The following is a 19309-nucleotide window of genomic DNA, read 5'->3' on the forward strand; positions in this document are numbered from 1 at the left end:
ATGGCACCGGAATTATATGGCTTCCTTATCGGAATTATAAAGATAATTAATTTTTCTAATCCTCACGGGGCTCCTAGGATGGACGCCTAACGTCTTAGGAGAAAGAGTCATGTCGTCTATCGTAGTCGTAGGTGCTAACTGGGGTGATGAAGGCAAAGGCCGCATCGTCGATTATCTGGCAGGCCAGGCTGGCGCCAGTATTCGTTTCCAGGGCGGCAACAACGCCGGCCACACCGTGGTCAACGATCTGGGCACCTTCAAGCTGCACCAGGTGCCGAGCGGCGTCTTCAACCCGGATTGCCTGGTCGTGCTGGGCCCCGGCATGGTGATCAGCCCCGAGAAGCTCACCGTCGAGCTGGAAGAGGTCAAGGCCTCCGGCGTCATTCCCAAGCTCGCCATCTCTGACCGTGCCACCCTCTGCCTGCCGCTGCACGCGCTGGAAGACACCCTGGAAGAGCAACGCCTGGGTGACGGCGCCTACGGCTCCACCCGTCAGGGCATCGCCCCGGCTTACGGTGATCGGGTCATGAAAAAGGCGATCCTGGTGGGCTGGCTGAAACAGCCGGACGTGCTGGTCGAGCGCATCCAGTTCATGCTGGACTGGAAACTGCCGCAGATGAAGGCTCTCTATCCGGACTTCGAATTCACCCAGACCGCCCAGGAGATGGCCGACTGGCTGCTGGAAGTGTCCGCTCCCTGGCTGGACGCCGTCTGCAACGTCAGCATGCCCCTCAAGGCACTGCAAGCCGAAGGCAAGACCCTGCTGTTCGAAGCCCAGCTGGGTGCCGGCCGTGATCTCATCTACGGCGAATACCCCTGGGTCACCTCCTCCCACGTTTCCGGCGCCTACGCCGGCATCGGTGGCGGTTTGCCGGGCCTGCGCCCGGAGCGCGTCATCGCCGTGGCCAAGGCCTTCAGCTCCTCCGTCGGTACCGGCACCCTGCTGACCGCCATGGAGAACCAGGACGAGTTCCGCAAGATCACCAACGAGTTCGGCGCCACCACCGGCCGTCCCCGTGACGTGGGTTACTTCGATGCCGTCGCCACCAAGAACGGCGTCGAGCTGCAGGCTGCCACCGAAGTGGCCCTGACCAAGCTGGACTGCCTGACCGGTCTGCCGGATCTGAAGATCTGCGTGGCCTACGAAGGTGCTCACACCGAGAACCCGATCTGGCCGCAGACCGCCGCCCTCACCCCCGTCTACGAGAAGATGGAGAGCTGGAGCGAAGACATCAGCGGCTGCCGCACCTTCGCCGAGCTGCCCAAGGCAGCCCAGGACTATGTGCTGCGCATCGAAGCCCTGCTGGGCGTGCCGGTGCCCATGGTCTCCGTCGGCCCGGGCCGTGACGAGATGATCCTGCGCTAAGGCCCCTCGCCTCTCCCAAAAACCGGCATCCCAGGATGCCGGTTTTTTTATGCCCCTCAAAAGCCCCGAACAGCTCACAAAAGCCACCTCCATGGCATAATTTGAGCCATACGGGCACTCTGTTTTGAGCCAGCCCCCTTAGAGTGAATGCCATATTCACACAAAGGAGTGCCCATCATGAGATCCCCCATTATCCCGCTGCTGCCCCTGCTCTGCCTCGCGGCCCTGCCCGCCGGCGCCATGACCCTCAAGAGTACCGACATCCGCGAGGGTGAACCCATGGACAAGGTCTTCAGCTTCAACGGCTTTGGTTGCAGCGGCGAGAACCGCTCCCCCCAGTTGAGCTGGCAGAGCCTGCCCGCCGGCACCCAGAGCGTCGCCATCACCGCCTATGACCCGGACGCCCCCACCGGCAGCGGCTGGTGGCACTGGCTGGTGGTGAACCTGCCGGCCAGCCAGAGCGAGCTGCCGAGCAATGCCTCCGGCAAGATCAAGCAGGGGCTGGAGCTTGGCACCGACTACGGTACCCAGGGTTATGGCGGCCCCTGCCCGCCCGCCGGTCACGGCATGCACCGCTACCAGTTCACCGTCTGGGCCCTGCCCAAGGCGCTGGAGGTGAAGGCCAACACCCCGCCCGCCATGGTAGGCTACATGCTCAACAGCCTGGCCCTTGGCAAGGCCACCCTGACCGCCACCTTCACCACCCCCTAGGAGCCCGCCCGATGAGCACGCCCCTGCTGCAACTGAATCACTACTTCGGGATCCGCCAGCAGCCCCTGCGCCGGGTGCTCATCTACGCGCCGACCCTCATCTGGGTGCAGCAGGGCCGCAAGCAGCTGTGGTGGCGGGAGCAGCGCCTCTCCTTTGACAAGGAGAGCTGGCTGCTGATCCCGGCGGGTCACCGGCTCACCTTCGTCAACCAGCCGGAGCAGGGCACGTTTCGCTCCCAGGCGCTCACCCTGCTGGCCCCGCCACCGGCCGAGTGGCTGGCAGAGAGCACCCTCGATCTCCTCAAGCCACCGGCCATCAGGGTGACGTCGGCCCTCGCCTTCTGCTTCGATCTCGTCACCACCATGGCGCAGCGGCAGCTCTGCGAGACGGCCCAGACCCAGCTGCTGCAAGGGTTTTATGGCGAGCTCAGGGAAGCGGGGGGCCTTGGCCTGCTCTTTCCTGCCACCACCATGACCCTGGGGGAACGGCTGGCCCGTTACCTCAGCGTGGAGCCTGGTCTCGATCACCGGCTGGAGACGGTAGCGACCCACTTCGCCATGAGCCGCGCCTCCCTGGTCCGCAAGCTGGCCGCCGAGGGGCGCAGCTTTCGCCAGGTGCTGACCCAGGTACGCCTGGGGCACGCCCTCACCCTGCTGCAACAGGGGCTCACGCCGCTTCAAACCGCCCTCGCCTGTGGCTACGACTCCCCCAGCCGCTTTGCCGCGCGCTTCAAGGAGGAGTTCGGCCTGACCCCCCACCAATACCTGCGTACCTGCCCCTCCTCTCTCTCGCTGACTGCCACCACGAAAGTAAATAATTACTAAAATACAAGACTATGTAACCTCGTGTAACCGGGTGATCCGGCTCACACTCGCCCCTCCTGCACTGTGACACAGCGCCAATAATCCCGCCAAAATCGCCCTACAATGGCTCTCGCAAACGCTTTCACTAAAAGAATCACTAAAAAATACCTTCCTTAATCTACAAAAACTGTCATTGGAGCGAGAGATGTTTCGTAAAAATTTACTTTCCATCACCCTGAGCGTCGCCCTGTTCGGCCTCACTGCCTGCAACGGCAATGACTCCAGCAGCCCGGCCGCCCCCAGCGCCACCCTGGCGAACCAGTATCAGAACGTGATCGACCGCAGCGGCACCCCGCTCCAGTTCCGTGACTTTGACAGCTACGCCAACCTCAAATACAACCCGCTGCTCGATCTCGGCGCCTGGCACGGCTTCCTGCTGCCCGCCAGCGACAGCGAATGGGGCGGCTTTACCGGTCCCATGGTCATCGCCGAGGAGTACAGCCTGTTCTTCGCAAGCGAATTGGACAAGCTGACCCTGAGCGACGAGAGCGGCCGCGCCTTCCCGCTCACCAGCGCCAGCAAGCAGGCGCTGTATGCCATCCCGGGGGCGCTGGTGCAGCGCTTCGAATTCGACCCCTTCACCCTGGAGCTGGAGCTGCGCTACGGCGATGCCCGCACTGCGCTGGTTCGCACCCGCCTCATCAACCACACTGACGCCCCCCTCACCCTCAAGCTCAACTGGCAGGGGGAGCTGCTCAAGCAGTGGGATGCCAACAAGACGGTCGCCGAGCAGTACCCCGCCTGGACCCGCACCATCAGCCAGACCGAGCGCGGCGTGGCATTCCAGTTCGGCAAACTGCGCAGCACCTGGAACATCATGCAAAGCGGCAGCGCCAGCTACCGCATCGATCGCACCCTGCCGAGTAGCACCACCCTCGACGAGCAGGGGCTCGGCTACGTGAGCGAGGCCAGCCTCACCCTGGCCGCCAAGGGCCAGCAGGATATCTACACCCTGCAGAGCTATGTCCACAGCAGTGCTGACGCGAGCCGCTTCGAGCAGAGCCGCCAGGACCTGCTGGCCGACCCCGCCAGCCATTTCGACGACGCCATCCGTCGCTGGGAGGATTACCTGGCGCGCGGCCTCTCCAATCAGGGGATCCCGGAATCGGAGCGGCGCATCGCGGTCAAGGCGATGGAGACCCTCAACGGCAACTGGCGCTCGCCGGCCGGTGCCATCCTGCACGACGGGGTGACCCCCTCCAACACCGCCCGCTGGTTCGACGGGGTCTGGGCCTGGGACAGCTGGAAGCACGCTTACGCCATGGCCCACTTCAACCCCGAGGTAGCCAAGAACAACGTGCGCGCCATGTATGACTACCAGATCCAGGCCGATGACCCGGTTCGGCCGCAGGATGCCGGCATGGTGATCGACGCCGTCTTCTACAACAAGCTCGCCGATCGGGGTGGCGACGGCGGCAACTGGAACGAGCGGGACACCAAGCCGCCCCTCTCCGCCTGGGCCATCTGGGAGATCTACAGCGCCACCCAGGACAAGGCCTTCATCGCCGAGATGTACCCGAAGATCCAGGCCTATCACGACTGGTGGTATCGGGCGCGGGACAACAACCGCAACGGCATCATCGAATATGGCGCCACCCGCCACGTCGAGCACAACGACGAGTTCGGCAACATCACCTTCAAGGTGCAGTACCCGACGGGGGCACCGGTCGGGCTGGATCTGTCGAGCTGTACCAATGAGGGAGATGGCTGGTATGGCTGCGCCGGCATGGCGCTCTATCAGCAGGTATTGAGCGTTGGCGGCTACGCCGACATGGATATCGGCGCCCAGCACGGTGCCGGCTGGGAGTCCGGCATGGACAACGCCGCCCGCTTCGGCTTTATCGAGCCGGATCAGCTCAAGCGCTATGCCGACAAGACCTATGGCGGCGACATGGCCAAGGCGCGCCAGGACTGGAACGTCTTCTTCTTTGAAAACCATCAGGACGACGGCAACCTCATCGGCTTCTCCATCGATCAGGAGTCGGTGGAGCTCAACGCCTTCCTCGCCAAGGAGAAGCGCATCCTGGCCGACATGGCCGAGCTGCTCGGCAAGCCGGACGAGGCGAGCCGCTACCGCGAAGGGGCGACCCAGCTGGCCGATTACATCAACAGCTGCCTGTTCGATGAGGCCTCCGGCTTCTATTACGACCGCCAGATAGCCCAGGGGGATCTGCCCGACGCCAACGGCTGCGTCGGCAAGCTGTTGACAGCCCGCGGCCGCGGCCCGGAAGGGTGGAGCCCGCTCTGGGCCGAGGTGGCAGACAAAGAGAAGGCGGCGCGGGTGCGCGAGGTGATGCTCAATGCCCAGGAGTTCAACACCAAGGTGCCGCTCGGCACGGCGGCACTGACCAACCCGGCCTATGACCCCGACATCTACTGGCGCGGTCGGGTCTGGCTGGATCAGTTCTACTTCGGGGTGAAGGGGCTGGAGAACTACGGCTATCGCAGCGATGCCCAACAGCTCGTCAACAAGCTGTTTAGCAATGCCGAGGGGCTGGCGGGCAGCGGCCCCATCCGCGAGAACTACAACCCGGAGACCGGTGCCATGCAGGGGGCCAGCAACTTCAGCTGGAGCTCGGCCCACCTCTACATGCTCTATCGCAACTTCCTGAAAACCGAGGGCTGATCCCTCTTTGCAGCAATGAGCCAACAAAAAGGCCTCCGCAAGGGAGGCCTTTCTTATGGCAGCGCCACAGGTGGCGACTTACTTCACGGTCACCCGGGCAAACTTGCGCTTGCCGACCTGGTAGACGGCGGTACCGGCACCGATGAGTGCCTTGCCATCGTCCAGCTTCTCGCCATCCACCTTGACCGCGCCCTGCTTGATCATCCGCAGCGCTTCGGAGGTGGTGGCCACCAGATCGGCGTCTTTGAGCAGGTTGGCGATGGCCAGCCCTTCGCCTTCCAGTGCCAGCTCGACTTCCGGCATGTCGTCCGGAATGGCGTTCTTGGAGAAGCGCTGGGTGAAGTCTTCGTGGGCCGCTTCGGCCGCCGCCTCGTCGTGATAACGGGCGATGATCTCCTTGGCCAGCCAGATCTTCACGTCACGCGGGTTGAGGGTGCCGGCAGCAATGCCTGCCTTGAACTCTTCGATTTCAGCCAGCGGACGGAAGGAGAGCAGCTCGTAGTAGTTCCACATCAGATCGTCGGTGATGGACATGATCTTGCCGAACATCTCCCCCGGGGCGTCGTGTACGCCGATGTAGTTGGCAGCGGACTTGGACATCTTCTTGACACCGTCCAGGCCCACCAAGAGCGGCATCATCAGCACGCACTGGGTCGCCATGCCGGCATCTTTTTGCAGCTCGCGACCCATCAGCAGGTTGAACTTCTGATCGGTACCGCCGAGCTCGACGTCCGCCTTGAGCGCGACCGAGTCATAGCCTTGCAGCAGCGGATAGAGGAATTCGTGAATGGCGATGGACTGGCCGTTGCTGTAGCGCTTCTTGAAGTCGTCGCGCTCCATCATGCGGGCCACGGTCTGCTTGGCCGCCAGCTTGATCATGCCGGTCGCGCCCAGCTCACTCAGCCAGGTGGAGTTGTACTCGATGCGGGTCTTGGCCGGGTCGAGGATCTTGAACGCCTGCTCGGCATAGGTGAGGGCGTTGTGCTTGATGGCCTCTTCGGAGAGCGGCGGACGGGTGGCGTTCTTGCCGGAGGGGTCACCCACCATGGCGGTGAAGTCACCGATCAGCAGGATCACTTCATGGCCCAGATCCTGGAAGGTCTTCAGCTTGTTGAGGATCACGGTATGACCCAGGTGGATGTCCGGCGCGGTCGGGTCCATCCCCAGCTTGATGCGCAGGGGGCGCCCTTCCTTCAACTTGGCGATCAGTTCTTCTTCAACCAGAATTTCTTCCGCTCCGCGCTTGATCTCGGCTAGCGCCACCTCGAGCTGGGACATTTTTTGACTCTCCAATCACGATTCCACAGGGCCAGACATATTACTGGAATGGCGGGCCAATTGGAAAGGCGGTAAACTCCGACCTTCTTCCGGGTTCAACTTTGTCTGCTTCTCATGGTCCTTTGGCACGCCTTCAACTCTCTCCCTCACTGGCACCGCAAGATGGTGCTGATCCTGAGCATCATGGTGATGATGCTGGCGGCCTGGCCGAGCGAACAGGCAGTCGCCACCCGGGTCGATGACAACGACAACGAACTGGCCGTCGAGCAGCAGGTCGACGAGGAGGCCCAGCTGGCACGGGCCGAGCCCGTCACCCCGCCCAAACCGCGCTATGTCACCAGACAGGTGAAGGTGCGCAGCGGCGACAACATGGGGGTCATCTTCCAGCGCCTCGGCCTCAGTACCACGGATCTGCACCTCATCGACCAGCTCGAGGGCACGGATACCCTGCGCCTGCTCAAACCCGGTCAGGAGCTCACCTTCAAGCTCACCAAGGGCGGCGAGCTGCACAGCCTCTATTACCCCCACAGCCTGGAGCAGGCGCTCAAGGTGAACCGCCGGGATGACGGCTTCGTGGCCAGGCCGGTGAAGATCGAGCTCGACACCCGCGAACAGGTGGCCCAGGGGGAGATCCGCTCCAGCTTCTGGGGCGCCGCCGTCGAAGCGGGCATGACGGAAGACCAGATCATGGATCTCGCCGCCATCTTCGGCTGGGACATCGACTTTGCCCAGGACCTGCAACCGGGGGACAGCTTCCGGGTGGTCTACCAGGACAAATACCAGGATGACGAGCGGGTTGCCTCCGGCGACATCCTGGCCGCCGAGTTCATCAACCAGGGGGCCATCTACCGCGCCGTGCTGAATGAGGATGGCAACTACTACACCCCGGACGGCAAGGCGATGCGCAAGAGCTTCCTGCGCGCGCCGGTCAACTTCAAATACATCAGCTCCAACTTCAATCCGCGCCGCCTTCACCCGGTCACCGGCAAGGTGCGGCCCCACAACGGCATCGACTACGTGGCGCCGGTGGGGACCCCCATCATGGCGGCGGGCGGCGGCAGCGTGGTGGCCGCCGGCTACAACCAGTTCAACGGCAACTACGTCTTCATCAAGCACGCGGGCAACTACGTGACCAAGTACCTGCACCTCTCCAAGCGCACCGTCAACAAGGGGCAGCGAGTCAAGCAGGGGCAGACCATCGGCCTGCTCGGCGGCACCGGCCGGGTCACAGGCCCGCACCTGCACTATGAATTCGTGGTGGGCGGCGTGCACAAGAACCCGCGCACCCTCAACCTGCCCCAGGCGGAGTCTCTCAGCGGGCGGGCGCTGGCCAGCTTCAAGGCCCAGGCCATGCCCCAGCTGGCCAAGCTGGACAGCCCCGAGCTGCAACTGGCCAGAAACAAGGGCAACGGCGACGACAGCTGAGCGCTGTCGACCAAGGTGGAACACGGTATCAGACCGTTCCTCTGCACCACCGAAGAGGTGTTGTCATGAGCGGGCCTTATATCCGATTGATGTCGGGGACCAACGCGGAACACGGTATCGAACCGTTCCTCTGCATCATTGAAAGGGGGTTGTCATGACTGAGCGCTATATAGGCTGGATGTCCGGTACCAGAGCGGGGCATGGTATCGAACCGTTCCCCCGCATCATTGAAAGGGGTTGTCATGACTGAACGCTATATAGGCTTGATGTCCGGTACCAGTATGGATGGTATCGACGCAGTGCTGGTGACGATGGATAGGGAAGCGCTTCGAGTAGAGGCGGCGCTGTGCCATCCCTGGCCAGCGGAGACCGCCCACGAGCTGCACGCCCTCTGCACCCCGGGGGAGAACGAAATCGACCGCATGGGGGTCGCCGACAACCTGGTGGCCCGCGAATTTGCCGCCGCCACCCAGGCCCTGCTCGCCAAGGCGGCGCTGACTCCCAAGGAGATTCGCGCCATCGGCAGTCACGGCCAGACCATACGCCACCGCCCAGCCCTCGGTTTTACCCTGCAGATTGGCAACGCGGCCCTGCTGGCGGCCCTGACCGGCATCGACGTGGTGGCCGATTTTCGCACCATGGACATGGCCCTCGGCGGTCAGGGGGCGCCCCTGGTGCCCGCCTTCCATCAGGCGCTCTTTGCCCGCCCCGGTGCCCTGCGGGTGGTGCTGAACCTCGGCGGCATTGCCAATATCTCGGTGCTGCCCGGCCAGGCCGACGGGGGGGCGGGTTCAGGGGTATATGGCTTCGATACCGGCCCCGCCAACACCCTGCTCGACGGCTGGTATCGCCGCCACCATCCACACGGTGACAGCTATGACGACGGTGGCCAGTGGGCCGCCAGCGGCAAGCTTATTCCTGCGCTGCTGGAGCAGTTGCTGGCTCACCCCTACTTCGCCGCCCCCGCCCCCAAGAGCACGGGGCGTGAGATGTTCACCCTCGACTGGCTCGACGGCGAGCTGGACGGCTGCGCATACGCCCCCGCTGATGTGCAGCGTACCCTGCAATCCCTCACCTGCCACAGCATCGCCCGCCAGTTGCCCACCCACCGTGATGCGCCAACCCGGCCCGAGCTGTTTGTCTGCGGCGGCGGCGCCCACAACGCCCCGCTGCTGGCGGAGCTTGCTGCCCTGCTGCCCGACTGGCATCTGACCAGCACCGCCCAGCTCGGCCTTGCACCGGACTGGGTGGAAGGGGCCGCCTTTGCCTGGCTGGCACAACGCTTTATCCAGCGAAAGCCGGGCAACCTGCCTGCGGTGACCGGTGCGAGCCGCCCGGCGGTGCTGGGCGCCCTCTATCCCGCCTGAGCCGCTTCCCGAGCGCCCTCCCCTCTAATGGAACAAGCCCGAACAGGTGCACCTGATCGGGCTTGTTGTTATGCCTGGCGCCAGATGGCGCAGACCCGTCACTCTGTGCTCCCTACCCGAGCCGATCTTTCAACCTGGCCGCCTGCGCCTTGAAGGTCTCATAATCGGCGACATGCCGGCTCCTGGCTGCGGTGATCCACTGCACGCCCGTCTCGTCGGCGTGGGAAAATTCGATGCAAAACTCATATTTCGCGCTGGAGAGCAGCCCCATCAGCGCACCAGACAGAAAACCCACCAGGGGCAGGAAGAGCACGATGAGCCAGTTGCCCGCCTGCTCGTAGGAAGGGGTGAAGTAAAAGAGCACACTGGAGGTGACCACCCCCAGCAACAAGGTCTTCTTGAGCCTATCCATCCAGCCGAGTGCTTTTACCTGCACGCCGACGATGCGGTCCAGATCGTAGCGATCCTTGTTCACCCTCAGTGTGTTGTCCGACTGTTCAATGGCAATGGCCATCCTGATACTCCGTCCTGTTGGCTATGGCGATAAGGGGTTGCCGTGGCGGCCCCGGATTGTGCATCCCATGATCATGACGGACCAGCAGCCAGCCACGGGGTGATGGGCGGCACCTCCCCCAACAGGAACACACGCTGCGCATGGTATCGTATGGCGCCAAACATCAAAAGACGTTCAAATCAAAAGGCGAGGTGGATCACCTTCTATCCACCCCTTGTCCCCCGTGCAGCCGTTGGCTTTTCTGGCCATCCTCTCATGGGCAAGGTAGCCGGGGGATCAGGGGTCAGTGAGATTACAGCCCCGTGATGACCCTCAGGAGGGGCGGGCCGATGGGATGGCGCCATAGGCCCGCCCCTCGAGAGCACTCCCATGGCCCTAGAAGGCCCACTTCAGGAAGCGGTTTACCTGGCGCTTGACCGGTGCACAGAGCGGCGGTTTGGGAGGCTCCAGGTTGATCTGTCTGCGGCCCACCCTGGCTTCGCCCCGCAGCAGGATCTGGAGATAGTGGGGGTGCTGGCGCTGGATGAATCGAGAGATCTCATGGGCCCAGGGTTTGGGGACTCCCCACAGGGTCGAGGCCAGGGCGCCGACGATACAGAAGAAAGCGGGCTCGTGCATGCCCATCCTGACGCCATTCTCCAGCGCCTCCTTGAAGGAGCCCGAATGGGCGATGCAGGTCATCACATTGACCATGAAGGCGGCATAGTCATCTTCCCCGCCGTGGCCCACCCTGGCCACCAGCCCGGCCTGCGGCCTGTAGCCGAACTGGTGGCCGATGTGCTCAAGCACTGCATTGCGCTGGCGAATGACCTTGGCATAGAACATCAGCATGGCGGTACAGTCGAGCGCCTGGCTCAAGGCCGCCTGATGGGGATGGGTCTGGGTGGGACGGGGGGTGGTCAGCAGCGCGATCTCCTCCGAGATGGCGAGCAGACCGATGGGCACCGCCGTGCTGATAAAGGCGAGGTCAATGGCGATCGCCAGGTCCTGGCCCTCCTCCATCCGGCCGATGACCACCTGCTCGGCAAAGAGGCGACGCTGGCGCTCGATAAAGGCGCCATAGATCAGGGCCCTGAACTTCTTCTGGGGATAGGGGGTATCGAGCAGGGTCTCCATGGTCAGGATGGCGGCACCGGTGCGACCGCGCAGTTGATAGTCGGGGGCGAGGGGGAAGTGCTTGCCTAGGCGGGGGGGTGGCCGAAACCCGCTGGTGCGGCTGTACATGTCACCCAGAATGAATCCAAGCATAAAACCTCCGAAGTCAGATGACGGGGATCGCGATGCGATCGCATGTGCCACTCCCGGGCAGATGAGTGCCGATCCGTGCTGCTCGTCGGCAGGGTCCCTGATTTCATTATTAATCATAAAGTTAATAATCCACCCAAACCCCGACCCAGGTCGCAATAACGGCAGTTGATGACAAAAAGCACAAATAAGGGTGGTGCGGGGAAGATGAGCTGGCTGCATCGCAAGGAGTGCGGGATACGTCAGGGCGGCAAAGCAGGGCGGACTCCGGGGCCCCCTCACAGGGAGGGTCATGACAGGAGTGATATGCATCGGGGGGCGGCAAGTCGGGGCAGGCAAGGGGAAGGCCCCCTCCCCTTGCTTATGAGCCTTGTTGGCGGGGTGCGTTCGCGCCGCTGAAAAGATATGGCATAGGCGATGTGGCGACCCGCCCATGTCAGCCTCCGCCGCAGGGGCTAAAATGCGCCCTCTCTTTCTCCCGTATTTATGTCATGACCTGTGGCCATGCAAAGAGGGTGAATGTTATTTCAGTGTGCTCGCCACAGCATATTTTGGCGGCGCTGAACAGGGCGTCGAGAGAGCGATAAATAGATAGCTATGCAAAACCGGGAGAATAAGCTGCAATTTCGCCAAAAGTATTAACGGAGGATTCACAGGCTGTAACCCTGATGCGCGACAATATGGCGCTATCTGGTTCCACTTTCATGGTAAAGCGGGATCATCATCACCTTTATTTGCCATACCCGTCATGAATTGAATCGCAAAATGAATATATTTCACTCTGTTGAGCCACTTCATAGAAACAGGATCCCGGTTTGCATCCCCGGATAACCGCCCCCTAGAATTCTCCCGTCTGAATCACCAGGCCAACTTCTCTCCCTTGTCTGTTGCACGCGCTGTCTGCATCGAAACAGGGCTCGACACTGTGATGATCGTTCTCCTTTTCTCCGTCGCCCTGCGGCGGGAACGGGCAACTGTTGCCGCAATATCACGAGTCATCAGCGTGCCGTATTCGGCCAGGGAAGAACAATGCGGCCCGGACCCTACATCAAAAACGAAAAAGGAGTATCGCCATGAGTGGTACCATCATCAAGTCAGCCAGAAATACCCCCAATGCGCCTCAGGATCTGGGGCCCTATACCCAGAGCGTGGCCTTCTCCCACTACAACAATATTGCCGCCCAGCTCCCGGTCGATCCGAAAACGGGCGCGCTGGTCGCAGGGGATATCCAGGCGCAGGCCAGACAGTGTCTCACCAATATCCAGGGCATCGTCGAGAGCATTGGCCACGGCATGGAGGACATGGTGAAGGTGACCCTGTTCCTCGCGGACATCGCCGACCTCGATGCCGTCAACGCCGTCTATCGGGCATTCTTCCCCCACTCGCTGCCGACCCGCACAGTGCTCGCCGTCGCCAGTCTGCCGCTCGGCGCCAGGGTGCAGATGGACGCCCTGCTCTCCAACGGGGAAGGCACCTTCCCCCAGGCTCCCTGCCCGCTGCTCAAACTCGCCCGCAATAGCGACCACGCCCCGCAGGATCCGCTCTCCAGCCAGAGCGTCGCCTTCTCCCATTACAACAATATCGGTGCCCAGCTGCCCCTCAACCCCGCATCCGGCGCTCTGGTTGACGGTGGCATTCGCGAGCAGGCGGCCCAGTGCCTGCGCAATATCAAAACCGTGCTGGAGAGCATCGACGTGCCCTTCGACGACATCGTCAAGGTGACTGTCTATCTGACCCACCTCGTCGATCTGGACGCCGTCAACGAGGTCTACACCACCTTCTTCCCGGATTCCGCCATCGCCCGTGCCGTCGCCTATCTGCCGGCCCGCAGCGTGATCGCGGCCTCTGCCCTGCCGCTGGGTGCCCGGGTGCAGATGGATGCGGTCATCTCCCACGGTGACGGCACCCCGCCCCAGCTGGTGGAAGACAGGCACAACCTGGTGATCCGTGCCCGCAATACCGACAAGGCGCCGCGCAGCCCGCTGCATACCCAGAGCGTCGCCTTCTCCCACTACAACCATATCGCCGGCCAGTTGCCGCTCGACATGACCACCGGCAAGGTGCTGACCGGTTGCGTCCGTGAGCAGACCGCCCAGTGCCTCGGCCATATCAAGACCATCGTCGAGAGCATCGGCCATGTGATGGACGATATCGTCAAGGTCAATATCCAGCTTGCCAACATCGCGGATCTGGCGGAGGTGGATGCCATATACACCAAGTACTTCCCGGCCTATCTGCCTGCCCGCACCGTGATTGGCGTGAGCGAGCTGCCCGCCGGCGCCCTGGTGCAGATTGATGCGGTGATGTCCAACGCCGAAAGCACCCCGCCGCAGGTGTAAGGGTTGTTGCTAATAGTAAAAAAGACACCGGCTTCAGGCCGGTGTCTTTTTCTATTCCCCATTCATGCACACATGCACACTGATAGTGTCATAACTCAGCGTATATATCTTTCATGTGCTTATCTCCTTTCTTATAGCCGGGAGGGTCGACATGAAAAACATTGTTTGTAACTACGAGATTAGATATGTCATCGACCAGACATAAATCCCACTCATGCCCTGGAGTTACATGCATTCCCTCAGTTTGGTAGCAACGTAATACGACATTGTCTTTACGGGACACCCCTACAGCAACAGGTTTAGCTTTTCGAACATAACCACTATATGTAAACTCTATTTCTTTTCGGCTATTTATTGCATCAATCAAGTCACGAATCATATATATCTCTCCTTGATAAAATAAGCAGGAATACTACTCCATCCCAAAAGACTCAATGGTGACCATAATCACAGAATTTGAAATGTATTTCATGGAGAAAAATATTAATTTATGAATTCAATGAGTTAATTGATATAAAGGCAATTCTGCTTACAGAATATGCGTTTTACTTAAAAGTCCGATCTCATTCAAGTTAACAACGAAAAAAATATAAAAAACGCCCCCCATCTTGCGATGGAGGGCGTTTTATCGTTCTGGCTATTGGGCCTGGGCGGCCCAATATTCAGCGATTACAGGGGCTGTTACAGGGATTCTGCGGTCGCAACCACGTTTTCCACGGTAAAGCCGAATTCCTTGAACAGCAGCTCGGCCGGGGCGGACTCACCGAAGGTGCGCATGCCGATGATCTTGCCGCCGAAACCGACGTACTTGTACCAGTAGTCGGCGATGCCCGCTTCGATGGCCACGCGCTTGGTGACGGCGGCCGGCAGGACGGACTCTTTGTACTCGGCAGATTGAGCGTCGAACACGTCGGTAGACGGGATGGAGACCACGCGCACGGCACGGCCCTTGGCAGTCAGCTGCTCATAGGCAGCCACGGCCAGCTCCACTTCGGAACCGGTGGCGATCAGGATCAGTTCCGGGGTACCGGCGCAATCCTTCAGCACGTAACCACCCTTGGCGGCATCGGCCAGTTGCTGGGCGGTGCGGTCCATCTGGGCCAGGTTCTGACGGGAGAAGATCAGGGAGGTCGGGCCGTCGGTACGCTCGATGGCGTGTTTCCAGGCGATGGCGGACTCTACCTGGTCACACGGGCGCCAGGTGCTCATGTTCGGGGTCAGACGCAGGGAGGCGATCTGCTCCACCGGCTGGTGGGTCGGGCCATCTTCACCCAGACCGATGGAGTCGTGGGTGTAGACGAAGATGGCGCGCTGCTTCATCAGGGCGGCCATGCGCAGGGCGTTGCGGGCGTACTCCATGAACATCAGGAAGGTGGCGCCGTAGGGGATGAAACCACCGTGCAGGGCGATGCCGTTCATGATGGCGGACATGCCGAACTCGCGCACGCCGTAGTGGATGTAGTTGCCTGCGGCGCTCTCGGGAGTCAGGGACTTGGAGCCGGACCACATGGTCAGGTTGGACGGCGCGAGATCCGCAGAGCCGCCCATGAATTCCGGCAGCAGCTTGCCAAAAGCTTCCAGGGAGTTCTGGGACGCTTTACGGGTCGCGATCTTGGCCGGGTTGGCCTGCAGGGTTTCGATGATCTTGGCGGATTCAGCAGCCCAGTTGGCCGGCAGCTCGCCAGTGGTGCGGCGCTTGAACTCGGCAGCCAGGGCCGGGTGAGCGGCTTCATAGGCGGCGAACTTGGCAGCCCAGTCGGATTCGAGCTTGGCGCCCTTTTCCTGACCGTTCCACTCGGCGGCGATGTCGGACGGGATGACGAACGGCGCGTGGTCCCACTTCAGGAAAGCACGGGCGGCGGCGATCTCGTCATTGCCCAGCGGTGCGCCGTGGCAGTCGTGGGAGCCGGACTTGTTCGGGGAACCGTAACCGATGATGGTGCGGCAGCAGATTAAGGAAGGCTTTCCGGTCTCGGCCTTGGCGGCTTCGATGGCGGCGTTGATGGCTTCCGGGTTGTGACCGTCAACGGCCGGGATGACGTGCCAGCCGTAGGCTTCGAAGCGCTTGGGAGTGTCGTCGGTGAACCAGCCTTCTACGTGACCGTCGATGGAGATGCCGTTGTCATCCCAGAACGCGATCAGCTTGCCCAGACCCAGGGTGCCGGCCAGGGAGCAGGCTTCGTGGGAGATACCTTCCATCAGGCAGCCGTCGCCCATGAAGGCGTAGGTGTAGTGGTCGACGATGTCGTGACCCGGCTGGTTGAACTGCTCAGCCATGGCCTTCTCGGCGATCGCCATGCCCACGGCGTTGGTGATGCCCTGACCCAGCGGACCGGTGGTGGTTTCAACGCCCGGCGCATAACCATACTCCGGGTGACCCGGGGTGCGAGAGTGCAGTTGGCGGAAGTTTTTCAGATCGTCGATGGAGAGGTCATAACCGGAGAGGTGCAGCAGGGAGTACAGCAGCATGGAGCCGTGGCCGTTGGAGAGAATGAAACGGTCGCGGTCGGCCCACTTGGGGTTGTTCGGGTTGTGTTTGAGGTGGCTGCGCCACAGCACTTCAGCGATATCCGCCATTCCCATGGGGGCGCCCGGGTGACCGGAGTTGGCTTTTTGAACGGCATCCATACTCAATGCACGAATGGCATTGGCAAGCTCTTTACGAGAAGGCATCTGTATCTCCTGCGATTGCTTCATTTGATGGCCAAGATTAAGGCGCGTTATTGTCCCAGCAGGGGGCGCGGCGTGCAAATATTATCTGGGCGAATAAAGTGGCTTTGGGAGCACAATCGCTTTTCTGGGCGGGGAAAACGATTCAATCCACCCCCTGCCTTACCTCCATGGAGGTGGATCCCTTCCCCATCCCGCCCCGGGCGGCTCCACCCCCAAATAGTGCTGGCAATCACCGGATGACCTATTTAAAATAGACGTCCAGATGTAGATACCTCTACAGTCATCCTGTCATTATCCGGTTATGGCCAAGGCGATAACCCTTACGAATCGAGAACCAAACATGGCAAAGCTGTTTACTTCCGAGTCGGTCTCCGAAGGCCATCCCGATAAAATCGCCGACCAGATCTCCGATGCGGTGCTGGACGCCATCCTGCAGCAGGACACCAAGGCGCGCGTCGCCTGCGAAACCCTGGTCAAGACCGGCATGGTGATGGTAGCCGGCGAAGTGACCACCTCTGCCTGGGTCGACATCGAACAGATCGTGCGCGACACCGTGCGCGAGATTGGTTACACCCACTCCGACATGGGCTTCGACGCCGACTCCTGCGCCGTGCTGAACGCCATCGGCAAACAGTCTCCGGACATCAACCAGGGCGTCGACCGTACCGACCCGCTGGAGCAAGGTGCCGGTGACCAGGGCCTGATGTTCGGCTACGCCACCAACGAAACCGACGTGCTGATGCCCGCGCCCATCACCTACTCCCACCTGCTGGTGAAGCGTCAGGCAGAAGTGCGCAAGAACGGCACCCTGCCGTGGCTGCGTCCGGACGCCAAGAGCCAGCTGACCTTCGCCTACGACGACGCAGGCAAGATCCTGGGTGTCGATGCCGTGGTGCTCTCCACCCAGCATTGCGACTCCATCAGCCACAGCGATCTGGTGGAAGCGGTGCGCGAAGAGATCATCAAGCCGGTGCTGCCCGCCGAGTGGATCAACAAGGACACCAAGTACTTCATCAACCCGACCGGTCGTTTCGTCATCGGCGGCCCCATGGGTGACTGCGGTCTGACCGGTCGCAAGATCATCGTCGACACCTACGGCGGCATGGCCCGTCACGGTGGTGGCGCCTTCTCCGGCAAGGATCCGTCCAAGGTGGACCGCTCTGCCGCCTATGCCGCCCGCTACGTGGCCAAGAACATCGTGGCCGCAGGTCTCGCGGATCGCTGTGAAGTGCAGGTCTCCTACGCCATCGGCGTGGCCGAGCCCACCTCCATCAGCGTCGAAACCTTCGGTACCGGCAAGGTGGCCGAAGCCCTGCTGGTCAAGCTGGTGCGCGAGTTCTTCGAGCTGCGCCCCTATGGTCTCATCGAGATGCTGGATCTGAAGCGCCCGATCTACCAGGCAACCGCCGCTTACGGCCACTTCGGCCGCGACGAGTTCCCCTGGGAGAAGACCGACAAGGCCGAGCTGCTGCGCGCTGCCGCCGGCCTGTAAGGCTCGAGGTTGTGATAAAAGGGGAGCCTGGCTCCCCTTTTGCTTTTGTGTCCTGTCCCGAGGATCCCATGCCTGCCACTGCCACCCGGCTTGACCCCGCCCTCATCGAGACGCTGCTCGCGCGCGTCGAAGCCTGCTTTGTGCAGGCCGAAACGCGCCTTGGCCGCACCTTCCCCCGCCCGCAAGTCCATTGCAACATGCGGGGCCGGGCGGCAGGGTCGGCGCGGCTGCAAACCTGGGAGCTGCGTTTCAATCCGGCGCTCTATCAGGCCAATCAGCAGGCGTTTTTAAGGGAAGTGGTGCCCCACGAGGTGGCGCACCTGCTGGTCTATGCGCTCTGGGGAGAGGGGCGCGGCAAGAGCCGGGTACTGCCCCACGGTCGCCAGTGGCAGTCGGTGATGCGGGAGCTGTTCGATCTCGTACCCAGCACCACCCACAGCTTCGATCTGGGGGTGCTGGCCCAGCGCACCTTCGCGTATGCCTGCGCCTGCCAGCAGCATCCCCTCTCGGTGCGCCGCCACAACAAGGTGATGCGCGGCGAGGCCCGCTATCACTGCCGCCGCTGTCGCCAGCCCCTGGTGTGGCAGCGCGACACGACGGCGGATTGAGTCACCCCGTGTCGCGCTCCTGTGATAGGGTGCGCACTTACTTCATTCAACTGTCTCATTGCCAAGGATATTCATGTTTCGCCCTCTGCTCTCTCTCTGCCTGGCCCTGCTGGTCAGCGCCCCGGCTCATGCCGACAACATCCAGACCTTTCGCGCCGCCAAGCAGGATCTGAACAAGCTCTACCAGAGCCACCCCGTCACCTTCTACTGCGGCTGCAACATCAAGTTCAGCGGCAAGAAGATGGCCCCCGACTGGGAGAGCTGCGGCTACCTGCCGCGCAAGCAGGCCGAGCGGGCCTCCCGCATCGAATGGGAGCACGTGGTGCCCGCCTGGGAGTTCGGCCACCAGCTCCAGTGCTGGCAGGACGGGGGTCGCAAGAATTGCGGCAAGAGCGACGAGTTCAACAGGATGGAGGGAGACATGCACAACCTCTTCCCTGCCATCGGCGAGGTGAACGGCGATCGGGCGAACTTCCGCTTCAGCGACTGGAACGGCAAACCGAACCAGTACGGCAAGTGCCAGATGCTGGTGGATTTCAAGGAGCGCCAGGTGCAGCCGCCCAAGGGGCCGGTGCGTGGCCAGATCGCACGCGCCTACCTCTACATGAGCCAGCAGTACGGACTGCGTCTGGCAGCCCAGCAGCGCAAGCTTTACGAAGCCTGGGACAGGCAGTATCCGGCTGATCGCTGGGAGTGCGAGCGCAACCGCCGTATCGGCAAGCTGCAGGGCAATACCAATCCCTTCATTGAAAAGCAGTGCCAATAACCCCATTTGACCAGGGAGGGGGAGCGTCCCCCTCCT

At 61.9% G+C, this 19309-nt stretch carries 15 protein-coding genes; 10 read left to right on the top strand and 5 right to left on the bottom strand.

Features of this window, described 5'->3' with window-relative positions; translation table 11 throughout:
• The first annotated feature begins 109 nt into the window (after positions 1–109).
• The 4 genes from BGO64_RS16280 (at position 110) to ygjK (ending at position 5566) form a co-directional block, all read left to right on the top strand.
• Positions 110–1366, top strand: coding sequence for an adenylosuccinate synthetase (locus BGO64_RS16280; RefSeq protein WP_010673886.1), 1257 nt, complete (start codon positions 110–112; stop codon positions 1364–1366).
• A 177-nt stretch (positions 1367–1543) separates the two neighbouring features.
• The gene (locus BGO64_RS16285; protein ID WP_039040154.1) at positions 1544–2077 is read left to right on the top strand and encodes a YbhB/YbcL family Raf kinase inhibitor-like protein; all 534 of its coding nucleotides are present in this window, start codon (positions 1544–1546) and stop codon (positions 2075–2077) included.
• An 11-nt stretch (positions 2078–2088) separates the two neighbouring features.
• Entirely contained in the window at positions 2089–2901 is an 813-nt protein-coding gene (locus tag BGO64_RS16290; protein WP_286701019.1) for a helix-turn-helix transcriptional regulator, read from the top strand.
• A gap of 184 nt (positions 2902–3085) precedes the next feature.
• Entirely contained in the window at positions 3086–5566 is a 2481-nt protein-coding gene (gene ygjK / locus BGO64_RS16295) for an alpha-glucosidase (RefSeq protein WP_286701020.1), read from the top strand.
• Between the two features lie 78 nt (positions 5567–5644).
• Here the strand turns inward: ygjK and tyrS are convergent, their stop codons facing one another.
• Entirely contained in the window at positions 5645–6844 is a 1200-nt protein-coding gene (tyrS, locus tag BGO64_RS16300) for a tyrosine--tRNA ligase (RefSeq protein ID WP_039040151.1), read from the bottom strand.
• A gap of 114 nt (positions 6845–6958) precedes the next feature.
• Between tyrS and BGO64_RS16305 the strand changes: the two genes are divergently transcribed.
• On the top strand, positions 6959–8269 hold the full coding sequence (locus BGO64_RS16305; RefSeq protein ID WP_069784477.1) for a peptidoglycan DD-metalloendopeptidase family protein: 1311 nt from the start codon (positions 6959–6961) through the stop codon (positions 8267–8269).
• A gap of 242 nt (positions 8270–8511) precedes the next feature.
• The gene (locus BGO64_RS16310; RefSeq protein ID WP_286701021.1) at positions 8512–9636 is read left to right on the top strand and encodes an anhydro-N-acetylmuramic acid kinase; all 1125 of its coding nucleotides are present in this window, start codon (positions 8512–8514) and stop codon (positions 9634–9636) included.
• Positions 9637–9748: 112 nt separating this feature from the next.
• On the opposite strand, the gene BGO64_RS16315 is transcribed toward BGO64_RS16310, so the two are convergent.
• Together BGO64_RS16315 and BGO64_RS16320 are read right to left on the bottom strand one after the other, a co-directional pair.
• Positions 9749–10150, bottom strand: coding sequence for a hypothetical protein (locus BGO64_RS16315; RefSeq protein WP_233721082.1), 402 nt, complete (start codon positions 10148–10150; stop codon positions 9749–9751).
• A 375-nt stretch (positions 10151–10525) separates the two neighbouring features.
• Positions 10526–11398, bottom strand: coding sequence for a hypothetical protein (locus BGO64_RS16320; protein ID WP_041212597.1), 873 nt, complete (start codon positions 11396–11398; stop codon positions 10526–10528).
• Positions 11399–12468: 1070 nt separating this feature from the next.
• Here BGO64_RS16320 and BGO64_RS16325 point away from each other — a divergent pair.
• On the top strand, positions 12469–13734 hold the full coding sequence (locus BGO64_RS16325; RefSeq protein WP_286701022.1) for a RidA family protein: 1266 nt from the start codon (positions 12469–12471) through the stop codon (positions 13732–13734).
• 88 nt (positions 13735–13822) lie between these two features.
• Here BGO64_RS16325 and BGO64_RS16330 read toward each other — a convergent pair whose 3' ends face one another.
• On the bottom strand, positions 13823–14113 hold the full coding sequence (locus tag BGO64_RS16330; protein ID WP_183148792.1) for a hypothetical protein: 291 nt from the start codon (positions 14111–14113) through the stop codon (positions 13823–13825).
• 302 nt (positions 14114–14415) lie between these two features.
• Positions 14416–16407 carry a transketolase gene (gene tkt / locus BGO64_RS16335; RefSeq protein ID WP_151027453.1) on the bottom strand — a complete coding sequence of 664 codons (1992 nt, stop codon included), beginning with the start codon at positions 16405–16407 and terminating at the stop codon, positions 14416–14418.
• Between the two features lie 340 nt (positions 16408–16747).
• Here tkt and metK point away from each other — a divergent pair, with 340 nt between their 5' ends.
• The 3 genes from metK to BGO64_RS16350 all read left to right on the top strand — a co-directional run bounded on the left by metK (position 16748) and on the right by BGO64_RS16350 (position 19273).
• Positions 16748–17899, top strand: coding sequence for a methionine adenosyltransferase (gene metK / locus BGO64_RS16340; protein WP_010673869.1), 1152 nt, complete (start codon positions 16748–16750; stop codon positions 17897–17899).
• A gap of 68 nt (positions 17900–17967) precedes the next feature.
• Positions 17968–18507: a SprT family zinc-dependent metalloprotease gene (locus BGO64_RS16345; RefSeq protein ID WP_286701023.1), complete on the top strand. Its 540-nt coding sequence runs from the start codon at positions 17968–17970 to the stop codon at positions 18505–18507.
• A 73-nt stretch (positions 18508–18580) separates the two neighbouring features.
• Complete coding sequence (locus BGO64_RS16350; RefSeq protein WP_039040144.1) at positions 18581–19273, top strand: endonuclease; 693 nt, start codon at positions 18581–18583, stop codon at positions 19271–19273.
• The last annotated feature ends 36 nt before the right edge of the window (positions 19274–19309 follow it).

Origin of the sequence: Aeromonas sp. 62-46 (genome assembly GCF_001898585.1) — a bacterium.
Classification (GTDB): domain Bacteria; phylum Pseudomonadota; class Gammaproteobacteria; order Enterobacterales; family Aeromonadaceae; genus Aeromonas; species Aeromonas caviae.

Coding starts and splice junctions, on each gene's coding strand:
- BGO64_RS16280 (WP_010673886.1), top strand. CDS start 110: ATGTCGTCTATCGTAGTCGTAGGTGCTAACTGGGGTGATGAAGGCAAA.
- BGO64_RS16285 (WP_039040154.1), top strand. CDS start 1,544: ATGAGATCCCCCATTATCCCGCTGCTGCCCCTGCTCTGCCTCGCGGCC.
- BGO64_RS16290 (WP_286701019.1), top strand. CDS start 2,089: ATGAGCACGCCCCTGCTGCAACTGAATCACTACTTCGGGATCCGCCAG.
- ygjK (WP_286701020.1), top strand. CDS start 3,086: ATGTTTCGTAAAAATTTACTTTCCATCACCCTGAGCGTCGCCCTGTTC.
- tyrS (WP_039040151.1), bottom strand. CDS start 6,844: ATGTCCCAGCTCGAGGTGGCGCTAGCCGAGATCAAGCGCGGAGCGGAA.
- BGO64_RS16305 (WP_069784477.1), top strand. CDS start 6,959: ATGGTCCTTTGGCACGCCTTCAACTCTCTCCCTCACTGGCACCGCAAG.
- BGO64_RS16310 (WP_286701021.1), top strand. CDS start 8,512: ATGACTGAACGCTATATAGGCTTGATGTCCGGTACCAGTATGGATGGT.
- BGO64_RS16315 (WP_233721082.1), bottom strand. CDS start 10,150: ATGGCCATTGCCATTGAACAGTCGGACAACACACTGAGGGTGAACAAG.
- BGO64_RS16320 (WP_041212597.1), bottom strand. CDS start 11,398: ATGCTTGGATTCATTCTGGGTGACATGTACAGCCGCACCAGCGGGTTT.
- BGO64_RS16325 (WP_286701022.1), top strand. CDS start 12,469: ATGAGTGGTACCATCATCAAGTCAGCCAGAAATACCCCCAATGCGCCT.
- BGO64_RS16330 (WP_183148792.1), bottom strand. CDS start 14,113: ATGATTCGTGACTTGATTGATGCAATAAATAGCCGAAAAGAAATAGAG.
- tkt (WP_151027453.1), bottom strand. CDS start 16,407: ATGCCTTCTCGTAAAGAGCTTGCCAATGCCATTCGTGCATTGAGTATG.
- metK (WP_010673869.1), top strand. CDS start 16,748: ATGGCAAAGCTGTTTACTTCCGAGTCGGTCTCCGAAGGCCATCCCGAT.
- BGO64_RS16345 (WP_286701023.1), top strand. CDS start 17,968: ATGCCTGCCACTGCCACCCGGCTTGACCCCGCCCTCATCGAGACGCTG.
- BGO64_RS16350 (WP_039040144.1), top strand. CDS start 18,581: ATGTTTCGCCCTCTGCTCTCTCTCTGCCTGGCCCTGCTGGTCAGCGCC.